This is a genomic window from Alicyclobacillus shizuokensis NBRC 103103, from assembly GCF_001552255.1.
Lineage (GTDB): Bacteria > Bacillota > Bacilli > Alicyclobacillales > Alicyclobacillaceae > Alicyclobacillus_G > Alicyclobacillus_G shizuokensis.
In genome coordinates this window covers 52,388-72,592 of record NZ_BCQV01000021.1, presented here as the reverse complement: position 1 = coordinate 72,592, position 20,205 = coordinate 52,388, and the positions used below count along the sequence as shown (strand labels likewise).

Sequence of the window (20,205 nt, the reverse complement as noted above, 5' to 3'; positions counted from 1 at the left end):
TTCTCCCATTTGCTTTGGCTTTGTAAAGTTCTACATCCGCAAGCTGAAACAAGTCGTTAAACTGCAACACCGTACCCTCCCCGTTATCTGCAACACCCAGACTTGCGGATATAGGTACTGGGGTCTCGCCACAGCTAACATTCAAGTTTCGAATCGCCTCTAACATCTGCTCCGCTTTCCTTACGCCTACATCAAGAGTAACCCCACGTAAGATTACAACGAACTCGTCCCCACCATAACGACCAATCAAGTCGTCACTCCGCAAGACACTCGCACATGCGTCCGTCGCCTGACGAATTACTTCGTCACCAAACAGGTGCCCGTGCTGGTCATTGATACACTTAAAGTGGTCGATGTCTACGACAATACAAACAATGTTTTCGCGCCGATCAGCCGCTTCTCTGAGCCATTCGTTTGCCGTTGATTCCAAGCGATATCGATTCGGTAAGCCCGTTAAATGGTCGGTATTTGCCTTCCTCTTCAGGTCTGCCAAACTGTGTTTCACTTCAAGCTGTAAGGCAGTTCGTTCCAGTTCTCTCTTTCGACTCTCCAGAAGTACCGAAATGTATTCCTTTTGGACGTAGAACCCCGTTTGGAAATCGCCTATTTGTTCACACAATCTGCATCTTTCTTTTTGGATCTCTTCGAGGAGATAAATGTCATCGTAACGGTTGACCAAATCCCTGGCGCGGGTCAACCATTCGAAGGCTTCCCTATAGAAGCCTTGATTTGAGCACCAGCTTCCCTGTAACATGGTGAACTGAACTCTTTCCCTGATGTACGAATCCGAATTCAAAATGGGCTGTTCACCAATCTCTTCGATTAACATCCTTGATGACTCAAAGTCACGAAGTCCTATGTGTGCTTCGGCGATGTTCAACTTCACTCTGAGTTCCAGAATTGCGCTCGGCGGACGGTGCAGTTTCGCCGCTTCAAGCCCCTTTCTTCCTGCTTCCAAGGCACCCTCAAAATTCTCTTCCGCCAGATATAGATGACTGTAATTGCTGTACGCATTACTGACAATGTTGTACTTTTGCAACTGAGTTCCGAGGGAAATGGCTTTATCCAATGTGGATTTCGCTTTGTCGAAGTCCTTGTTGTATTCGTAAAGCAAAAACAGGACATTGTGTCGGTTCAGATGATCCGTCTCGTCTCCGTACTCCCTACAGACTTCATCATAAACGCTGATGCAACGAAACGCTTCGTCAATATCGCCGATGCAGTAGTAAGATGCCGCGCTGTTTAAGAGGGCGACAAGGATGGACTTATAATCATGTGCTTCCTCTCCGCGCTTTAGGAGATCGTAGCAAGCCTCAATGGTCTCCTTATATTTCCCTTGCGCTCTAAGAGAAGTGACCAGTTGTTGCAATGACTGGAGGTCGCTTTCTTCCATGTTCTCACACCTCGCAAAATCCACATGGATGAGGAAATCACTATAGACAGAGGTGTGTCTCGCCTTTCACATCGTTAGTTTGAAGGCAAGCATTCACTCTTCATAACCGTTGCAATTAGGTCTCTAATTTCTTTGTTAATCCTATCGAATCCTGCATACGACTGGGCTTTACAGATAGTGATCAAGCCGACATCGTAGGTCTGTCCCGATTATCCATTACATGCGTACAACCATCGATCCACCGTTCCCCAGTTTACCGAAGTTGTTTAGCAGGCAGGAGGCCATGCTCTGCCGTCTACACCTCCCCACCATCGCCAATTCAGCGGGATGGTTGAGTGGATGGGCGAACAAAAGGCTGAGAACGCCCATCGAATGGAAAGACACTACGGGTCAATTCTCCCGTACCGTACTATTGAGGTGGATTTTCGACGAACCATATGTGGCATGTGCGCCTTGGAGAGACTCCGAGGAGCTTTTTCAAGCCTTTATCGTTCGTTTGGCATCCTAAAGTCATCAAAGAAAGTTATCCACATTTGGTGCTGATAACTTATGTATCCCCAACCCATCACCTGTAATATTGTTCCATTTTCAAAATCGAAATTCGCAAATCTGCATTTTGCATTTTTCAAAAGCGTTTACACTATATAATGGAATAAGCGAAGGGACAACGGGCGATAAGACCTATATAACGAACGATTTGTAAGTTCACATTCTTGCTGTCGGGCAATTGTCCGTCCGCAAATTCCATCCTATCCCATTTTCAGTTTTGAAAATGAACATTACCGATTCTGTATCTGACGGTGTGATTCACCAAAACACTAAATCAGGTAGCGATTAGAGACCGCCAGGTGGTCGCTTTAGGCTTATCAGGCATAATCCCATACGTCCTGAAAACCGCGTGGTTTCTGGGCTTCTTCATGCTCTCTTCCCGTTTGGTCTTTCCCTACACCCTTCTGTAACCTTTTCCCAATTCCGATTTTGAAAAATGAAATTTAGCCATTTTGCATTTCTAACTATGTTCCCATAAAACAATCTCCCGCAAATTCCCCCTTCTCTCCCCGCATAACTTCGTCCCCAGTTTTTCCCTCAGAAAATAAAGTCCTTCAAAGATCGGGCTTTTCCCCGATTTTTTGATCCGATTTTTGAAGCAGAACTTTATTCTTGGGAAAATAAAGTCGGGCAGAAAGCAGGGGGAAAGGGCTTGTGGGATAAGGGATCGCCCTTTACCCTCTCCCCTTCACCCTGGCCTGGATCAGGACTTTATTCTCGCTGGAGCAGGTGTTTGTTTTGGATTGCAGGAGATTATTATTTGGCTACAATTCGCATTGCATAACCGCAACGCACTCCACATGCGCGGTCTGCGGGAACATGTCCACCGGCTGCACCTCTTTCACGGCGAAGCCCAGGTCGCACAGACGCCGCAGATCGCGGGCAAGGGTGATGTGGTTGCAGGACACGTACACCAGCCGCCGGGGCTTTGCAGACGCCACAGCCTCGAGCACGGCCGCATCGCACCCGCGGCGGGGCGGATCGAGAATGATGATGTCGGCGCGGTGGCCGCTCTCCAGCCAACCGGGCAGCACATCCTCCACCCGCCCGACGGCAAAATCCGCGTTGTGGATGTGGTTGTGCCGCGCGTTGGCCCGGGCATCGGCGATGGCCTGAGCCGCCGATTCCATCCCGTACACCCGGCGCGCCCGGCCGGCCAAGAGCAAGGCCATCGTACCGGTTCCGCAGTAAGCGTCGAGCACAACCTCCCCTGGGCGCACATCGGCTACCCGCTGGACGGTGTCGTACAACCGCCGCGCCTGCCGCGTGTTCACTTGAAAGAACGATTGGGGAGAGATCAGGAATTCCAGCGCCCCGATGCGCTCAGTGAGATGCGTCTTCCCCGCCAGCACTTCCGTGCTCCGGCCGAATACGCGGCCGCGGCGGCTGTCGGTGCGAGTCACCGCGACACTCACGACGCCGGGCAGGCCACAGAGATTTTGTGCCAGATTCGCCAGTGACCGCGCCGTCTCCAGCGTCTCGCCCGCAACCGGCCTGCGACTGTCCTCCGGATGGGAGGCAAGCGAAAAAATCAGCATCATTTCGCCGGTGGTGAAGGAATAGCGGCCGATGATATGGTGGATACAAACGGCCCGCGGTCCGAGCAGCTCTGCGGCCGCATGGGCGGCCTGCACAATCGCCCGTTCGAGCGGATCGGGCTCGAGATGGCAAACCGCGGTCTCAACCAGGCCGTGGCTTTTCGGCGCAAAGAAGCCCATGCGGACCCCGCCGCGCCCGTCAAACTCCACCGGCACCTGCACCTGGTTTCGGTAGCGCCAGGGGGTATCCATCCCGAGCATTGGGTGCACCGTGACCTTCTCCAGCTTGGCAAAGCGGGACAAGGCCTCGACGACCATACGGCGCTTGTGTTCCAGCTGCCGCTGGTAATCCAGGTGCTGCAACTGACACCCGCCGCAATCGCCAAACACCGCGCAACGCGGCTCCACCCGACCGTTCGGGGGGCCGCCCGCCGCTGTCCCGGACACAGGCGCCATAAAGGGCGCCCCGGCAACCGGCGGCGACGGCTTCCCCACCAGGATAGCACGGGCAAACCGCCGCGCGCGCTCGACAATCCGAACACGCGCCCGTTCTCCAGGAAGCAGGCCGGGGATGAACACCGCCACCCCGTGGACGTAGGCCACCGCCGCCCCATCGTCGTTCAGGCGCAGCGCCTCGACCTCGTGCACCTGGCCAGGGAACGGCTCGGTCGGGTCACCGGCCTCGTTTCGCGCCGTCCCGCTCACCGGTGTCACCCCCCTGCTCTGATGCACTGGTCTGCCCGTGCATTGGACGACCTCGCCTTCCCCGTCGCGCATCACCCGCCAATGCGCTCAAGAATCAGCTTGTTGACCACCGCCGGATTGGCCTTGCCCTTGGTCGCCTTCATCGTCTGCCCGACCAGGGCGCCAAGTGCCTTTTGCTTGCCGGCGCGGTAATCCTCAACCGATTTCGGGTTGTTGGCGATGACTTCTTCAACAATCGGCACGAGCACCGCCTCGTCGCTGATTTGCTCCATTCCCTGTTCCTTGATGATAACCTCGGCGTCCTTGCCGCTCTCGCACATCAGCTTGAACACGTCGCGCGCCTGCTTGATGGAGATGGTCCCCTTGTCCACCTGCGCGATGAGCCCCGCCAACTGCTCCGGTCGCACCGGCGACGCCTCCACCGTCAATCCCTGGGCGTTCAGGTAGCCAAGCAGGTCGCCCATCACCCAGTTGCTCGCTGTCTTCGCGTCCGATCCGGCCGCGACCACGGATTCATAGTAATCAGCGACGGCCCGTTCGGCTGTCAGGACACCCGCATCGTAGGCGGGCAGGCCCAGTTCTTGTTCAAAACGGGCGCGCCGCTGGGCGGGCAGTTCCGGCAGCTCGGCCCGCACTCGGTCCAGCCAGGCGTCGTCGATATGCACGAACAGCAGGTCTGGCTCCGGAAAGTAGCGATAATCGTGCGCCTCTTCCTTGGAACGCATGCTGACGGTCGTCTGAGTGGCCTCGTCAAACCGTCGCGTCTCCTGTGTGACGGCCTGGCCCTGCTCCAGCAGCTGCGTCTGCCGCTGCACCTCGAACTCAAGTCCCCGCTGCACGTTGCGGAACGAGTTCATGTTTTTCAGTTCCGTCTTCTCTCCGAATTCTGTGGACCCTTCCGGACGCAGGGAGATGTTGGCGTCGCACCGCAGCGACCCCTCTTCCATGCGACAATCCGAGATGTCACAGTACTGCATGATGCTTTTGATGGCTTCCAGGTACAAGCGAGCCTCTTCCGGAGAGCGGATGTCCGGCTCCGAGACAATCTCAATCAGCGGCACACCGGTCCGGTTGTAATCGATGAGACTGTGGCGCCCATCTTCCCCGTGCATCGACTTGCCCGCGTCCTCTTCCAAGTGCACACGCGTGATGCCAATGCGCTTGCGCCGCCCGTCGACCTCGATTTCCACGTACCCGTGCTCACCAATCGGCTGGTCGTACTGGGAAATCTGATAACCCTTCGGAAGGTCCGGATAAAAATAATTCTTTCGGTCAAACTTGCAGTCTTGGTTGATCTGGCAATTCAACGCTGTGGCCGCCTTGAGTGCCAGTTCCACCGCTTGCCGGTTGAGCACCGGCAGGGTGCCCGGGTGGCCCAGGCAAACCGGGCAGACATTGGTGTTGGGCGGATCGCCAAAATTGGTGCTGCACCCGCAGAAAATCTTTGTTTTCGTCTTGAGTTCGACATGCACCTCTAAGCCGATGACTGTTTCGTAGCCCATGTTCACGCCCCCATCCTCGGCAGCGGCATCGCAAACCCGCGCGCCTGTTCGTAGGTATGACCGACCCGAAGCAGCGTCGCCTCATCCCACCAGTGGGCCAACAACTGCAAGCCTATCGGCAGACCTTCCGACGACACCCCACAGGGAACGCTGAGCGCCGGCAGACCGGCCAGGTTGGCCGGGATGGTGAAGATGTCATTCAGGTACATCTGCAGCGGGTTGTCCACCTTTTCACCGAGCGGGAAGGCGGTTGTCGGCGTGGTCGGCATCACGATGACGTCACAACGCTTGAACGCCTGCTCAAAATCCTCGCGGATGCGGGTGCGGACCTGCTGCGCGCGCCGGTAATAGGCATCGTAGTAGCCGGAGGACAAGGCGTAGGTACCAATCATGATGCGGCGTTTGACCTCCATGCCGAACCCTTCGCTGCGCGTGTTCTCGTACATTTCGGCGAGGCTCTGGCCGGCCGCGCGACGACCGTAGCGGACGCCGTCGTAGCGGGCCAGGTTGGACGAGGCTTCGGCCGGCGCAATCAGGTAATAGGTCGCGACCGCGTACCGCAGGTGGGGCAGATGGACTTCGACCACCTCCGCCCCGGCGTCCTGCAAAGTCTGGACGGCCTTGCCGACGGCCGCTTGGACCTCGGCGTCCACCCCATGCTCGTCCAATCCGGTGACCAGGCCGATGCGCAGCCCCTTGACGCCCCCCTCCAGGCCACGGACAAAATCGGGGACGTCCTGCGGCGCCGACGTGGAATCCCGCTCGTCGTGGCCGCTGATGGCCTGCAACACAAAGGCTGCGTCCTCCACGGACCGGGTGAACGGTCCGATTTGGTCGAGGGACGAAGCGAACGCGATCAATCCGTAGCGCGAAACCCGGCCGTACGTCGGCTTCAGCCCGACGACGCCGCAGAAAGACGCCGGCTGGCGAATCGAGCCCCCCGTGTCCGATCCGAGCGCAAACGGCACCATTCCGGCGGCAACGGCTGCGGCAGAACCGCCGCTCGATCCACCCGGAACCCGCTTTACATCGTACGGGTTGCGCGTCAATTGGAAGGCCGAGTTCTCGGTTGACGAGCCCATGGCGAACTCATCCAGGTTGGTCTTGCCGAGCAGCACCCCCTGCGTCGCCGCCAAGCGCTGCGCCACCGTCGCATCGTAGGGCGGGATGTAGCTTTCCAGAATCCGGCTGGCTGCCGTCGTCTTCAGGTTGCGCGTGCAGATGTTGTCCTTAAGCGCATAGGGCACACCGAACAGCGCGCCGTCAAACGCCTCTCCGTCCAGCCGGCGCGCCCGTTCCAGTGCCCGCTCCCCGTCCACCGTGAGAAAGGCCCCGATGGTCGGGTCGTGCTGTTCAATCATGCGCAGCGCCGTTTCCGTCCACTCCGAAGGCTTCGACTCCTTCCGGCGCAGCGATGCGAGGATCTCCTTCACCGTATGTACACTCATGCTTATCCCTCCAAGACCGCCGGCACCCGGACATACTCATCCGTGCTGTCCGGTGCGCAGGCCAAGGCCACGTCGCGCGCCAAGCCAGGCCACGGTTCATCCTCGCGAAACACGTTGGTACGAGCCAACGAGTGGCTCGTCGGTGCCACATCATCCAGATTCAGCTGCTGCAACTGCTCCGCATAACCAATGATCTCGCTCAATTGCGGCGCCAGGTGCGCCACTTCCTCGTCGGACAGCGACAGACGCGCCAAGGCGGCCACGTGTCGAACCGTCTCTTCGCTGATCTTCACGGCTATCCCTCCAGCATCGATCCATGGCGATAAAGCCCCTGTTTTGCGGGGACCTTCATCGCATGCAGTCTTTCCGGATTATAGCACACTGTCCAACATATCCGCAGGGGTCAGTGGGCGACGAGGAGGACCACAATGGAAGCCAAGGAGAAGCAGATGCCGACAAGATAGAGGAAGGCCACGGTCTGGATTTGCGAGAGCCCGGACTTCATCAACATATGGAAGGTATGACCTTTGTCGGCGACGTAAATCGGCCGGTTGTGCCGAAAGCGACGGATGATCACCCACAGCGCATCGATAATCGGTACGCCCAAGGCCAGCACCGGCACAACCAACGACACCAAAGTGGCGCTCTTGAACGCGCCTTCGACCGCAATCGCCGCCAACACAAAGCCGAGAAAGGTGGCGCCCGCGTCCCCCATGAAGATGCGGGCCGGATGGAAGTTGTGCCGCAGAAAACCAAGCGCGGTCCCCATCAGGATGACCGCGAAGATGGCCATGGAGTACTGCGCCTTCAACACCGCGATGAAGAACAGGGTCATGGCGGATATCGCCGCGATACCCGCCGCCAACCCATCGACCCCGTCCAGGAAGTTCATCATGTTGGTAATGGCTACCACCCACAACACTGTCGTGATGATGGACAGCCACAGCGGGAAATGATAGAAATGCGGATGAAACGGCATGTTCACGCCGTTGATGCTGACACCGAAGGCAACGAGGATCAAAGCGGCCAAGACCTGAGTGCAAAATTTCGGCCACGCTTTCAGGTCCCGGTTCCTCGTCTTATAGAAATCGTCGAGGATGCCAATGGCGAAGATGAGCAGACCACCCAGCGCGATCCCCCAGAAGGTGTGATCCACCCGGCCAAAGATGGCAGCCGTCGCGATGCAGCCAAAGTAGATCGACAACCCGCCAAGCAGTGGAACCGGTTCGGTGTGAATCTTCCGGTGATTGGGTTGGTCAACGAACCCGATGCGCAGTGCAAACCTCCGGATGTAGGGGACCGTCGTGTACACAAGCAGAAAGGACAGCAGAAAGCCGACCAGATAGTACCACACAGGCATCGAAAACCCTCCGTCCTCATCCATCCGACGACCCAACGAGAGTCAACGTTTCAGATGCCGCCTGAGTCTGACAATGGTTGTGCACCTGCCGTTAGCGTTTCCTGGCCTACCTTGCGCTTATACTCACAGAACAAGCGCGTCCGTCAAATTCCCCACTATCATAGCCGAGGCCTGCCAGCAACGCAATCGCCTGACGGCCAGACCGACATGATTGCCCGGCCGTTCTCATACACATGTACCGGACAGTCGCATCCAGCGTCTCGCCACACGGTCTGAGAACGGAGGGGATGGCATGCTCACCACCGGTCAGGAAATCCTCGTCGCGTGCATCGTCGGCATTCCGGTCGTGTTTGCGCTCGGCCGCTATTCCACCCGCGTGACATGGTTTCACGCGCGCACAGAAGAAAAGTACAGCGTGGCCGAATTCGTGCGCGGCCGCGAGTAACCGCCCTGATACCTACACATCGGCGCCGGCCTCGCGCAGCCAGGTCAAGAACCGGTCCTCGTCCAGAATCTGTAAATCAGGCCGTTCACCCGACTCGCGCAGCCGGTGCGCCTTCTCCAGCTTCGACCCCGCCTTCTCCCCGGCCACCACCACATCGGTGCTCCGGCTGACGCTGCCGGTCACCTTGCCCCCACAACGTTCAATCCATTGGGAGGCCGTCTTTCTGTCCATCCGGGCAAGCGTCCCGGTCAGGACAAAGGTGTGACCGGCAAACCGTTCATCCTGCGCCACGGCCGGGGTCCGCTCACAATAACGCATGTTCACTCCGGCCGCCCGCAGCTTCTTAATCACGGTCTGAGCGCCCGGATTGGCGAAGAAGCTGACGATGGACTGCGCCATCTTCGGACCGACTTCGCGAATCTGCGTCAATTCATTCACGTCGGCTGCGGCGAGGGCGTCCAGCGTACCGAACTCGCTCGCCAGCACCTTGGCCGCCTTTTCTCCCACCAGACGAATGCCCAGGCCGAACAACAGGCGCTCCAGCGAGTTTTGCTTGCTCTGCTCAATCGCCTGAAGCAAGTTGTCCGCCAATTTCTCCCCCATCCGGTCGAGTCCCAGCAGTTGATCGCGCGTCAACGTATAGAGGTCGGCGACGTCGCGGATGAGCCCGTGCTCAAGCAACTGCGTCACCCACTGCTCGCCCAAACCTTCGATGTTCATCGCATCGCGGGAAACGAAATGAATGATGCCCTCGCGAATCATCGCCGGACAGCGTGGGTTCACACACCGCCACACGGCCTCGTCGGGCAGCCGCAAGAGCGGCTCGTTGCACTGCGGACAATGGGTGGGCATCTCAAACGGCCGCTCATCGCCGGTGCGGCGCTCCGGCAGCGAGCGGACGACCTCCGGGATGATGTCGCCGGCCTTCTGGACAACAATCCAGTCTCCGACGCGAATGTCCTTCTCCCGGATCAAGTCCTCGTTGTGCAAAGACGCCCTCGACACCGTCGTGCCCGCCAACTGGACCGGATCGAACGAAGCCGTCGGGGTCACCGCGCCGGTGCGCCCGACACTGAAGACGATAGCGCGCAGACGCGTCTCCGCCTGTTCCGCTTGAAACTTATAGGCCACCGCCCAGCGCGGGCTGCGTGCTGTGAAGCCGAGCTGCTGTTGCTGGGCGAGCGAGTTGACCTTAATCACCATGCCGTCGGTCGCGTACGGCAGCTCCAGCCGTCGCTGCGCCCAAGAATCGATGTACGCGATGACCGCTTCTATGTTATCAAAACGCTCACGCAGCGGATTCACGTGCAGCCCCAGGCTGCTCATCCACTCCAGCGCCTGTTCATGTGTCTGAATCGGAGGATCGACGACGTCAGCTTCGGCCAGGTGGTAGACGAACACCGCCAGCCGTCGCGAGGCGGCGACGCGCGGATCCAGTTGGCGTAAGGAGCCGGCGGCCGCGTTGCGCGGATTGGCAAACACCGTCTCACCTGCGGCCTCGCGCGCCTCATTCAGGCGCTCAAAAGCGCGCTTGGGCATGTACGCCTCGCCCCGGACCTCAATCGACACCGGCTGGCGCAGCCGCAGCGGCACGCTGTGAATCGTGCGGATGTTGGCGGTGATGTCCTCGCCGACCTCCCCGTCGCCGCGTGTCGCCCCCCTAACCAGTCGCCCTTGCTCATAACGCAGGGAAACGGCCAGACCGTCGATCTTCAGTTCGCAGACGTATTCGATGTTGTCCCCGACAGCCGCCCGCACCCGCCGATCAAACTCGCGCAGGTCGGCGGGGCTATAGGCGTTGGCCAAGGAGAGCATGGGAATCTCGTGCTCGACCTTGGCAAACCCGGCCAACGCTTCTCCGCCCACGCGCTGGCTCGGTGAATCCGGGGTGACCAACTCCGGATGGGCCGCCTCCAATTCCATCAATTCGCGCATCAAGGCGTCATATTCGGCATCGGTGATCTCCGGATCATCCATAACATAGTAGCGGCGATTGTGGTATTCAATCTGGTTGCGCAGTTGTTCGATACGCGCCGCCGCATCGACAGACCGACTGTTCGTTGCCATCCTCACGCCTCCGCCTGCACTTTTTCAATGGGAGCAAACCGCGCCAACAGACGTTTCAGGCCGGTGGGCGCGGGAAAGGCGATGACCAACTCCACGTCTTCCCCTTCCCCGCGCGTCTCAATCACAGTGCCCACACCCCATTTGCGGTGCTCCACCTTGTCGCCCGATTGAAAGTCGTAGGAGCGGTTGCGACCGATATCCGACACCCGCCGCCCCCACGCGCGTTCTTCTCCCACGCCCTGGCGCCGGCCGGCGGCCTGCTGGCCAGCCCCCGTGTCCGACACCACAGCGAGCGCTTCCTTCGGCATCTCGGCGAGGAAACGAGACGGGGTATACTCGCGGTATTGGCCGAAGATCATGCGCGCCCGGCAGTGGGTCAGGTACAGTTGTTCCCGGGCCCGCGTCACCCCCACATAGCATAACCGCCGCTCCTCCTCCATTTCCTCCGACGAAGCCAGAGCACGGCTGTGTGGGAAGATGCCCTCCTCAAAACCGGTGATAAAGACGACCGGAAACTCCAATCCCTTTGCGCTGTGCAGAGTCATCAGGACCACCTGGTTGGCGTTCTCATCCTTGCCTGCTGCCGGTTTTCCGCCGTTTAGGTCGGTATCGGCAATCAGCGCGACCTCGGCCAGGAACGCATGCAGCCCGTCGCGAGGCGGCCCCTCAAACCGCTCATCGAACTCGGATGTGACCGACAAGAACTCGTCCAGGTTTTCCAAACGGGCCTCCGACTCCAGGGACTTGTCCGCCATGAGGGCCTGGCGATAGCCGGTGCGGTTGAGGACTTCCTCAGTCAGTTCGCTGACGTTCAGCGATTCGCTCATCTGAACGAGCGCATCCACGAGTTCGACAAACTGCTCGATAGATTTGCGGGCCCGCCCCCCGACACCGGCCTCATCCGCCGCACGCAGTGCCTGATACAAAGAGGTCCCGTTGGCGGCAGCGAATTGACGCAGTTTCTCCATGGTCGTGTCACCGATCCCGCGCTTGGGCTCATTGATGACGCGCTCCAGGCTGACGTCGTCGTCCGCATTGGCAATCAACCGCAGGTAAGCCAGCACGTCTTTGATCTCCTTGCGCTCGTAAAAGCGCACACCACCAAAGATGCGGTAGGGGATGCCGTGTTGCAGGAGGTGTTCTTCCAACACACGCGACTGTGCGTTGGTGCGATACAGAATGGCAAAGTCGCGGTATGCCCGCCCCTGTTCGCAAAGTTCCTGGATGCGCTCCAGGACATAACGGGCCTCCACCCGCTCGTCGCCCGCTTGATAGAGAACAACCCTCTCCCCCTCCGGGTTTTCCGTCCACAGGTTCTTTTCCCTGCGCTGCTGGTTGTTGCGGATGACCTGGTTAGCCACCTTGAGAATGGTCTTGGTGGAGCGGTAATTCTGTTCCAGCCGAATCACCTTGGCGTCGGGATAATCCCGCTCAAACTGCAGGATGTTGCGGATGTCTGCTCCCCGCCATCCGTAAATGGATTGATCCGAATCCCCGACTGCGCACAGGTTGCGTCGACCCGCGGCCAGCAAATGGACCAGCCGGTATTGGGCATGGTTGGTGTCCTGATATTCGTCGACATGGATGTAGTGAAATCGGTTATGGTAGAACGTCAGGACATCCGGTGCTTGTTCAAGCAACTGCACGGTTTTCAAAATCAAATCGTCAAAGTCAAGCGCGTGATTGGCCCGCAGCCGTTTTTCGTATTCCAACCACGCGTCCCCGGTCACCTTTTCAAACGGGGTGCTTGCCTTGTCGCGATAGCGGGCAGGTGTTTGGAGCACGTTTTTGGCCGCGCTGATGGTCGACTTGACGGCGCGTGCATCGTATTGCTTGGTGTTCACGTTCATATCGCTGAGCACGCGGCGCAGGACGGCCACCTGGTCAGCGTCGTCGAGAATCGTGAAGTGTGACGGGTACCCCAGGTGCTCAATGTCGCGGCGCAAAATCCGCACGCACAAGGAATGAAACGTGGAAGCCCAGACGTCCTGGGACAAAGGGCCTGTCCACTGGGCAATCCGTTCCTGCATCTCACGCGCCGCTTTATTGGTAAACGTGATGGCCAAGACACTCCAGGGGGCAGCCCGCCGCGTCGCCACCAGGTAGGCGATGCGTCGAGTCAGCACACTGGTCTTGCCGCTGCCGGCGCCGGCGATAATGAGCAGCGGTCCTTCTGTCGTCTCCACCGCCTCCCGCTGCTGTGGGTTCAGCCCGGCAAGAATCTCCTCGATATCGGGCGAGGCTTGAAACATCCGAATCTCTCCTCGCGGCTGCGTCGCGGCAGCCCGTCTCTGTTCCCCCATTATACCTGAAGCGTGGCGCCAGGTGGCAAACGTCTGTTCGCCTCTCGGTTGGCCCCGTCCAACAGTTGACGGAGCAGCTGCAGCGTGCTATATTATCCTCTGTCCGACGGCACAAGCGGCGACGGAATGTAGCTCAGGTGGTAGAGCGCACGGTTCGGGACCGTGAGGTCGCAGGTTCAAGTCCTGTCATTCCGACCAAGTCGTGGTTCGGTTCAAGAGAAAGAGTGTGGTCGATGTCGGCCCACTTTTCGGATGTTGCGGCCACTTTCCAGTTCAAGCTGGAAGGTGGTTTTTTATGCGCCGATGATGATATCCCAGTGGAAGAAGGATGCTGATGCGAGCCCCATGTCTGTTCATTTTGGCGGGTCTTCATTAAGCGAAGCCTGGGTGGTTGGCGTATCGGCAAGCCGACACGTGTCGACTTCACAGTGCCCGATTGGTGTGATGCGGCGGTTTCGCGCCACCCAGGCGTACAACGGCGCCGCAACGCCCAATCGGATGCCGATGGCCAGGACCAGGGCGAAAGGCCAATACACAGGCACGCGCTTGGCCAGCTCGAGCATGGCCCGGGCGCCGGTATACCATTTGTCACGATCCGTACGATACGCGTGCACCGCTGCTGCGGCGCGGCTTGCGTCCAGCCCGTAGGCTGCGACAACCTCTTCGTCGCGCAGATTGGCAAAGGTGATGCGGCCAAGCCAATCCCACCGCCTGGTCAAACGTACAGCACGGCGGCACAGCTCGCACCATCCGTCATAGAACACAATCAGTGTGGGCTGCCGATGTGTTTCCATGACCTTATTGTAACGCCAGCACAGAGATTGACCACTCCACAAGCGGCAATGTTCACAGACAATTCCACACCCTCGACGATGCAGTCATGTATAATATAAGCTGTAAACGGATTTGGCTTTGCCCAAACGAACGAGGAGGCTCGAGAATGCCTGGTATTTTCCAGAGGATTCGGGAAATCGGTCTGGCCAACATTCACGCCGCACTGGATCGGGCAGAAGACCCGGTCAAGATGTGCGACCAATACCTTCGCGACATGGAAGACGAGATTGAAGACGCGGTGCGGGCGGTGTCCCTGCAGACGGCTACCAAGATCTCGTTGGAAAAGAAGTACCAAAGTTTGCTGGATGAGGTAGGCAAGTACCAGACTTACGCTGAACGAGCCGTGGAGCAAGGTAATGACGAGCTGGCGCGAAAGGCGCTGGTCAACAAGAATAAATACCAACAGCAGGCGGATGAACTGAAACCGCAACTGGACGCCGCGCGGGCGACGACGGAGGAATTGAACGAGCGGCTGCGCGACATGCGGGAAAAGTTTGACGAGATGAAGGCAAAGCGGGACGTGCTGGTAGCGCGGGCGGAGGCGGCCAAGGCGCAGAAGAAAGTCAACCAGACCGTAGGCGGTATCGGCGACGGCAGGGCGCTGCGCGGATTGGAGCGTATGGAGGCGGCCGTCAACCGCATGGAGGCGGAAGCGCAAGCCACGCGCTCTCTCTCCGAACAGGAGGAAGACCCGTTCCGCGAGTTGATGGAAAATGAGCGGTCCCACGCCGTCGAGGACGAACTCGCAGCACTCAAGCAAAAGCTGGGGAAGGCACAATGAAAGCCCGCCTGGCCGGTGGCGTCCTGGCCGCTTTGACAGCGGTTCTGTGCTGGGTTCAGACAGCCTGGGCGGCGCCTGAACTGCCGGCCAAGGAGGGCATCGTCACCGATGACGCCCACCTCTTCACCAGCGCTCAGGTCTCGCAGCTGGAACAGCGATTGGCGGCCGACAGTCGCTACCACTTTTATGTGCTGACCGTCCCGCACAACGAAAACTTCACAGCCTTGGCCGACCAGGTGTTCAGCGCTTGGGGCATGGGTGGCAATGATGTCTTAATTGCCATTGATGCGGCCGATAGACGGGTGGAGATTGTCGCCGAGCGCGGTTCTCCGGTGGACAACATCATTCGCAGCCGCGAACCCGGGGCGACCGTGGCCGACAAGTACCGCGCTCTGACCGACCATTACTTCGTGCCGGACGCCCGCTCCGGGAATTACGTGGCGGCGGTGGAGAAAACGGCAGCTGCGCTGAGCGCTCTCAAGCCCCGGTCGCAGGTCATCCTGCCGTACCTTATAGTCGCCGCCGCGGTGGTCGCAGGCATCCTCGGCGCGCTCATTACCCTCTCGCGCCGTCGCCGGCGACTGCAAATGCGCAAACGTGTAGACGCTGCAGAGCGGGAGTTGACAGACGTTCTCAGCTTGTGCATCGAACGAGAGCGACGGCTACAGGATGAGCTCCCGTTTGCAGACGGCGAAAGGCGCGAGCAGCTTGTGACCGAACGGGGGCGAATCGCCCAAGCCCTACCTCAGCTCAATGAGCTGCGTCGGCAACTGGCGCGTCCGGGACTGGGCGTCTTGCAGGTGGACCAGATTGAAGCCGAAGCGCGCCGTCTCCGCCGGTATGTACTGGGTGAAACGGCGTCTGCAGACGCGACAGCCGACCGCAGGGCCACCCTGGACCCGGATAAACCACTGCCCCCTCCCCGCTTCGCGCGTGACGGTTGGGGGGATGATGAACCCTACGAGCGTCCGGATAGGGACACGCACCGGACCATCCGTTCGACAGAGCCGACCACCGTCATCGTGGACAGATCCGGTCCGTCGTTCCTGGAGACCATGATTGGACTGGAGATGGCAGAGGCCATCTTGAATGACGACCGGCGGCCAGACGGATTTGCTGGCGACAACGGCGGCTGGGACGGTGGCGTGGACGCGGGCGGATCGGATTGGGGCGGCGGGTCAGATTGGGGCGGCGGGTCAGATTGGGGTGGCGGAGGCGATACCAGCGGCGGTGGATCCGACTGGTAGTCGAGCCCGTCTAAGCGTTTGTGGAAGAAAGCCACACATCACGTCCATACTAGCGGGTGACAGTTAAGACGTGAGGAGGAACAAGTGTGGCACACGACTCGACCAGTTTGCAAGCCCAGAGTCCGTTGGCGCAAGCGCAGGATTCCGCCGACAAAGCTCGCCGCGCGGTGGATCAGGCATTGTCTTACTCCAGCCGGCGGATGATTGAGCAAGCGGACAACGCGCTCGACAAGGCTTGGCGGGCCGCCGCTCAAGCAGAAGGGAGCGAGACGTGGCAGGCCGTGGAAGAAACCAAGGAACGCCTGCAAACGGCTGAGATGGATTTGGACAGAGCCCGCGCAGACAAGATGAAAGAATGAAACGGCAATCACCCCTCCACCTGCCCGGCGGAGGGGTGATTTGTCCGTCGACGAGCTTAGTGTACGCCCGCCATCTCGTGCACCGGTTGGTAGATCTTCGCCAGCTGAAGCAGATACGTGTTGCTAGCTGCTTCCGTCGGATAATACCCCTTTTGCGTCATCCACTGCGATACCTCAAGGGCATGGCGCGAACTCATGCGAAACGCGTCTTCGAGGAACTGGCGCAGCTGCGGATCGCTCATCTCAAAAGCCGCCCAGGCGTATTCCCGGCCCGCCCGTTTTAGCGTCAGCAGGTATGAGGTGGCAATCGCCCGGTCGTCCAGATTTGAGGCGTCGGGTTTTGGGGTTACCGGCTGCGGCGTTGGCGGCTGTGCCTGCGTCATTTTGGCCGGCATGGCCGGTACCGACAACGTTTGGTTGCACTGCTGCTTCGTCGCCCACTCGACCTTCATGTTGTAGTCCCTGATATGAGCGTCCATGTGCTTCTCCAGCATCCGCTTGAGCTGCGCATCGGTCGCGTGGTTCTTGAAAAAGCCCATGCAGTTGATGCTGTTCACACAGCTCAATAGCAATTCATTGAGATCAAACGCCTCATGTCCCTGCAGCGGCATACGCTTTCCCCCTTTGCCCTGGTGGCGCCGTGGCAACCGCCTCGACGCTTGGCCCCGCCGGTCACCCGGCGGCCGACCGTTCCTAGTGTCAGCCGCCAAAGCGGAGCTTATCCTTGCCATCAAACGGGTACACTCCAGGCATGCTGACAAACGAGGAGGGAGCAGTATGCCAACCGCGTTTCGCAGTTGGACCGTGTTCAATGCCGTGATGAAACTGTTGGGATATGGAAGCATATTCCTAATCGCAGACACGCTGCTGCCCAATCTCTACACCCGGGCTTGGGTCCCCGTTATCACTGTACTGTCATTGACGGCAGTGGGATTGGTGGCGGATTTGACTATCGTACCACGCCTCGGCAACCTGCCCGCACTGGGGCTTGGCTTTTTCGGCATGACGGGCATCATCTGGGCGGTCGCCCAGTTTGCACCGGGCAATCGTCTGGGCTGGGTGACGGCGCTGGCATTGGCGGTGTGCCTGGGGCCGCTCGAATACGGGTTGCACGAGGTGGTGCTGCGCGCCTTGGGATATCGCAGGTCGAAAGATCAATCAAGCATTTGACACCGCGTCCCATAGCAGGAAAACGGATTTGCATGGGGAATTCATTCATAGTGGGCAGGTCATAAAGGCCCTGGTGATTTCGTACCATTTTGATAAGCCTCGTTGCGATTGATCTCGCAGACAGAACCGAAATAGATTCCACGCAAAGGAAGTCGATGGCGGTGAATCTATTGGAACTGATGCACGCCGCGGTGGAACAGTTTACGAACCGAGAGTGTCTCCGCTACAAGCGGGACGGACAGTGGCATGCGCTGACCTATCAAGAGGTCTGGAACCTCGCCGAGCAGTTTGCCACCGGTCTGCGCCAGCTCGGCGTGAAGGCGGACGACAAGGTAGGCTTGCTCGCCACCAATCGTCCCGCCTGGCCCATCAGCGACCTCGCAATTCAGCGCCTCGGTGCTGTTGTTACCCCCATTTACCCCACGCTCCCGGCAAACCAGGTCCGTTTCATCCTGGAAAATGCTGATGTTCAATTATTGATTGTCGAAGACAAGGCACAGTTGGAAAAAGTCGAGCAGGATGGGCCACCCGTGCTGCAGCGCGTCATCACCATTGAACCGTTATCCGAAGAGCATGGGGACCGCGTCGTCTCCTTTCGGCGAGTGCTCGCTCTGGCCGACAAACCATCGACCCGCCGCGAACCCCTGCCAAACATCCATGATATTCCGGATGATCGCGTGGCAACCATCGTGCACACTTCAGGCACCTCCGGACAGCCGAAAGGCGTGATGCTCTCCCACGCTAACCTGGTCAGCAATGTGCAGTCCAGCCTCACCCTGGTTCCTGTATCGATGGACGACATCAGCCTCTCCTACCTCCCCCTCTCGCACATCTTTGAGCGGACCGTGGGACAGTTTGCTTCCTTGGTTAGTGGCTGCACCATCGCGTATGCAGAAGGGATTAACAAGATTCAGGAAAATCTGCTTGAGGTACGCCCCACCATCCTGATCACGGTCCCTCGGCTGTTGGAGAAGGTCTATGCCAAGGTACAGGAGCAGTTGGCCCGGGCTCCCGGTCCCGTCCGGCAGATGGTGCAGGCGACCCTGAAGAGCGGAAAAACCAACGGGATCACCTACCGACTGGTCGATACATTGGTGTTCAGCAAAGTCAGAGGAGCTCTCGGCGGACGGTTGCGGCTCATCGTTTCCGGCGGCGCCGCGCTCAACGCGGAGATAGCCTCGTTCTATGCGCAAGCCGGGATTCCCGTCTGCGAAGGGTATGGTATGACCGAATCGGCTCCGGTCATCGCTGTCAACCCGATAGGGGCCCAGCGCCCGGGAACCGTCGGCAAACCCATACCTGGGGTCGAAGTGAAGATCACTCAAGATGGGGAACTGCTGGTTCGCGGCCCCAACGTGATGATTGGGTACTACCGGCAACCGGAAGAAACCAAATCTGCGCTGGACGAGGACGGCTGGCTGCACACGGGAGACATCGCGGAGATGGACGACGGATACATCCGCATCATCGACCGCAAGAAACACATTCTCGTCCTGACAACCGGAAAAAACGTCGCTCCGCTGCCGATAGAGAGCGCGCTTTCCCTCGCTCCTCACATCGCCAGCGCCGTGGTCCTCGGCGACAGACGCAAATTTGTAAGCGCACTCATCGTTCCCGATTTTGAATCGATGCAGGGATTTTTGCGCAAAAGGGGAATCTCCGGCCCCGCTCAGGTCTGGATCCGCCATCCCGAGGTCGTATCCCTGTTTCAGAAGGAAGTCCGCGAGGCCGTGCAGGGGTTTGCTGACTTCGAGCAGCCGAAGCGGTTTGCCCTGCTGCCGGAGGATTTCACCATCGAATCGGGAGACCTGACACCAACCCTGAAGGTTCGCACCCGCATCGTCTACGATAGGTACAGGGACCAAATCGAGGCGATGTACGAGGGCGACGATTACATCCCTGTCTTTCCTGAATTCAACCAGTCCGCGCCACGACTGGCCTCGGATGGCCCCACACTGCCACCGCATGCGTAGCGGGCTTGATTTTCGCCCATACTGAAACGGAAACCGACGCATCGTCGACAAGGGAGGGACTGTCCTGTGACCGTAAGCGATGCCGATCTCACCCAGATCATGGGTTCTGCTCATACGATTGCTGTCGTGGGATTGTCGGACAACCCGGCACGTCCTAGTTACGAAGTCGCATCCTATCAACAGTCACAGGGATACCGAATTATTCCGGTAAACCCCAACGTGAATGAGGTGCTGGGCCACAAGAGCGTGCCGTCCTTATCCGCAGTTTCGGACCCCGTTGACATTGTGGACGTATTCGTGCGCAGCGACCGCGTCCCGCAAGTGGTCGACGACGCGATTGCCAAGGGTGTGCGCACCCTCTGGCTGCAGCCAGGGGTCCGCAACGAAGCAGCTGAACAAAAGGCGGCCGCCGCTGGCATACAGGTCATCCGGGATCGGTGTTTCGCGCGCGAACACCGGCGCCTGCTCGGCCGGGCCCCCATGTGATGGAGCCCTCGCGCCCACGAAATGTGGCGAAAAGCCAAAATTCAT

General features: G+C 59.1%; 17 protein-coding genes and 1 tRNA gene. 8 read left to right on the top strand and 10 right to left on the bottom strand.

Features of this window, described 5'->3' with window-relative positions:
• From ASH01S_RS09635 to ASH01S_RS09610, 6 genes are all read right to left on the bottom strand, one after another.
• Positions 1 to 1,393, bottom strand: a 1,393-nt coding sequence (locus ASH01S_RS09635) for a tetratricopeptide repeat-containing diguanylate cyclase (protein WP_067927076.1), incomplete at its 3' end; no start/stop codon positions are given.
• Positions 1,394 to 2,706: 1,313 nt separating this feature from the next.
• Positions 2,707 to 4,185, bottom strand: coding sequence for a 23S rRNA (uracil(1939)-C(5))-methyltransferase RlmD (gene rlmD, locus ASH01S_RS09630; RefSeq protein ID WP_067927073.1), 1,479 nt, complete (start codon positions 4,183 to 4,185; stop codon positions 2,707 to 2,709).
• 71 nt (positions 4,186 to 4,256) lie between these two features.
• Positions 4,257 to 5,687: an Asp-tRNA(Asn)/Glu-tRNA(Gln) amidotransferase subunit GatB gene (gene gatB / locus ASH01S_RS09625; RefSeq protein ID WP_067927071.1), complete on the bottom strand. Its 1,431-nt coding sequence runs from the start codon at positions 5,685 to 5,687 to the stop codon at positions 4,257 to 4,259.
• 2 nt (positions 5,688 to 5,689) lie between these two features.
• Complete coding sequence (gene gatA / locus ASH01S_RS09620; RefSeq protein WP_067927068.1) at positions 5,690 to 7,135, bottom strand: Asp-tRNA(Asn)/Glu-tRNA(Gln) amidotransferase subunit GatA; 1,446 nt, start codon at positions 7,133 to 7,135, stop codon at positions 5,690 to 5,692.
• Between the two features lie 2 nt (positions 7,136 to 7,137).
• Positions 7,138 to 7,428 (bottom strand): Asp-tRNA(Asn)/Glu-tRNA(Gln) amidotransferase subunit GatC, encoded by a 291-nt coding sequence (gene gatC, locus ASH01S_RS09615; protein WP_067927065.1) that lies wholly within the window; start codon positions 7,426 to 7,428, stop codon positions 7,138 to 7,140.
• Between the two features lie 110 nt (positions 7,429 to 7,538).
• Positions 7,539 to 8,495, bottom strand: coding sequence for an MraY family glycosyltransferase (locus tag ASH01S_RS09610; protein ID WP_067927062.1), 957 nt, complete (start codon positions 8,493 to 8,495; stop codon positions 7,539 to 7,541).
• A 292-nt stretch (positions 8,496 to 8,787) separates the two neighbouring features.
• On the opposite strand from ASH01S_RS09610, the gene ASH01S_RS18505 reads away from it, so the two are divergent.
• Positions 8,788 to 8,940, top strand: coding sequence for a hypothetical protein (locus ASH01S_RS18505; RefSeq protein WP_157067077.1), 153 nt, complete (start codon positions 8,788 to 8,790; stop codon positions 8,938 to 8,940).
• 12 nt (positions 8,941 to 8,952) lie between these two features.
• Here ASH01S_RS18505 and ligA read toward each other — a convergent pair whose 3' ends face one another.
• Positions 8,953 to 11,007 (bottom strand): NAD-dependent DNA ligase LigA, encoded by a 2,055-nt coding sequence (ligA, locus tag ASH01S_RS09605; RefSeq protein ID WP_174520726.1) that lies wholly within the window; start codon positions 11,005 to 11,007, stop codon positions 8,953 to 8,955.
• Between the two features lie 2 nt (positions 11,008 to 11,009).
• Entirely contained in the window at positions 11,010 to 13,259 is a 2,250-nt protein-coding gene (gene pcrA, locus ASH01S_RS09600; protein ID WP_067927057.1) for a DNA helicase PcrA, read from the bottom strand.
• A gap of 173 nt (positions 13,260 to 13,432) precedes the next feature.
• Here pcrA and ASH01S_RS09595 point away from each other — a divergent pair.
• Positions 13,433 to 13,508, top strand: a tRNA-Pro gene (locus ASH01S_RS09595).
• Between the two features lie 155 nt (positions 13,509 to 13,663).
• Here the strand turns inward: ASH01S_RS09595 and ASH01S_RS09590 are convergent.
• Positions 13,664 to 14,104 (bottom strand): thiol-disulfide oxidoreductase DCC family protein, encoded by a 441-nt coding sequence (locus ASH01S_RS09590; RefSeq protein ID WP_067927054.1) that lies wholly within the window; start codon positions 14,102 to 14,104, stop codon positions 13,664 to 13,666.
• 146 nt (positions 14,105 to 14,250) lie between these two features.
• Between ASH01S_RS09590 and ASH01S_RS09585 the strand changes: the two genes are divergently transcribed.
• From ASH01S_RS09585 to ASH01S_RS09575, 3 genes are all read left to right on the top strand, one after another.
• Positions 14,251 to 14,925 carry a PspA/IM30 family protein gene (locus ASH01S_RS09585; protein ID WP_067927051.1) on the top strand — a complete coding sequence of 225 codons (675 nt, stop codon included), beginning with the start codon at positions 14,251 to 14,253 and terminating at the stop codon, positions 14,923 to 14,925.
• On the top strand, positions 14,922 to 16,172 hold the full coding sequence (locus ASH01S_RS09580; RefSeq protein WP_067927049.1) for a TPM domain-containing protein: 1,251 nt from the start codon (positions 14,922 to 14,924) through the stop codon (positions 16,170 to 16,172). Before ASH01S_RS09585 ends, ASH01S_RS09580 begins: the two co-directional genes overlap by 4 nt.
• 86 nt (positions 16,173 to 16,258) lie before the next feature.
• Positions 16,259 to 16,531: a hypothetical protein gene (locus ASH01S_RS09575; RefSeq protein ID WP_067927046.1), complete on the top strand. Its 273-nt coding sequence runs from the start codon at positions 16,259 to 16,261 to the stop codon at positions 16,529 to 16,531.
• 56 nt (positions 16,532 to 16,587) lie between these two features.
• On the opposite strand, the gene ASH01S_RS09570 is transcribed toward ASH01S_RS09575, so the two are convergent.
• On the bottom strand, positions 16,588 to 17,142 hold the full coding sequence (locus ASH01S_RS09570) for a spore coat protein (RefSeq protein ID WP_067927044.1): 555 nt from the start codon (positions 17,140 to 17,142) through the stop codon (positions 16,588 to 16,590).
• 166 nt (positions 17,143 to 17,308) lie between these two features.
• Between ASH01S_RS09570 and ASH01S_RS18870 the strand changes: the two genes are divergently transcribed.
• The 3 genes from ASH01S_RS18870 (at position 17,309) to ASH01S_RS09555 (ending at position 20,160) form a co-directional block, all read left to right on the top strand.
• Positions 17,309 to 17,701, top strand: a complete 393-nt coding sequence (locus ASH01S_RS18870; RefSeq protein ID WP_067927042.1) for a DUF2512 family protein — start codon at positions 17,309 to 17,311, stop codon at positions 17,699 to 17,701.
• A gap of 161 nt (positions 17,702 to 17,862) precedes the next feature.
• Positions 17,863 to 19,674: an AMP-dependent synthetase/ligase gene (locus tag ASH01S_RS09560; protein ID WP_169794215.1), complete on the top strand. Its 1,812-nt coding sequence runs from the start codon at positions 17,863 to 17,865 to the stop codon at positions 19,672 to 19,674.
• A gap of 66 nt (positions 19,675 to 19,740) precedes the next feature.
• Positions 19,741 to 20,160, top strand: a complete 420-nt coding sequence (locus ASH01S_RS09555) for a CoA-binding protein (RefSeq protein WP_245629018.1) — start codon at positions 19,741 to 19,743, stop codon at positions 20,158 to 20,160.
• Positions 20,161 to 20,205: the final 45 nt, after the last annotated feature.

What these genes read in the sequence shown, in the direction of transcription:
- gatB (WP_067927071.1), bottom strand. Translation starts at nt 5,687, where the DNA reads ATGGGCTACGAAACAGTCATCGGCTTAGAGGTGCATGTCGAACTCAAG.
- gatA (WP_067927068.1), bottom strand. Translation starts at nt 7,135, where the DNA reads ATGAGTGTACATACGGTGAAGGAGATCCTCGCATCGCTGCGCCGGAAG.
- ASH01S_RS09610 (WP_067927062.1), bottom strand. Translation starts at nt 8,495, where the DNA reads ATGCCTGTGTGGTACTATCTGGTCGGCTTTCTGCTGTCCTTTCTGCTT.
- ASH01S_RS18505 (WP_157067077.1), top strand. Translation starts at nt 8,788, where the DNA reads ATGCTCACCACCGGTCAGGAAATCCTCGTCGCGTGCATCGTCGGCATT.
- ligA (WP_174520726.1), bottom strand. Translation starts at nt 11,007, where the DNA reads ATGGCAACGAACAGTCGGTCTGTCGATGCGGCGGCGCGTATCGAACAA.
- pcrA (WP_067927057.1), bottom strand. Translation starts at nt 13,259, where the DNA reads ATGTTTCAAGCCTCGCCCGATATCGAGGAGATTCTTGCCGGGCTGAAC.
- ASH01S_RS09590 (WP_067927054.1), bottom strand. Translation starts at nt 14,104, where the DNA reads ATGGAAACACATCGGCAGCCCACACTGATTGTGTTCTATGACGGATGG.
- ASH01S_RS09585 (WP_067927051.1), top strand. Translation starts at nt 14,251, where the DNA reads ATGCCTGGTATTTTCCAGAGGATTCGGGAAATCGGTCTGGCCAACATT.
- ASH01S_RS09580 (WP_067927049.1), top strand. Translation starts at nt 14,922, where the DNA reads ATGAAAGCCCGCCTGGCCGGTGGCGTCCTGGCCGCTTTGACAGCGGTT.
- ASH01S_RS09570 (WP_067927044.1), bottom strand. Translation starts at nt 17,142, where the DNA reads ATGCCGCTGCAGGGACATGAGGCGTTTGATCTCAATGAATTGCTATTG.
- ASH01S_RS18870 (WP_067927042.1), top strand. Translation starts at nt 17,309, where the DNA reads ATGCCAACCGCGTTTCGCAGTTGGACCGTGTTCAATGCCGTGATGAAA.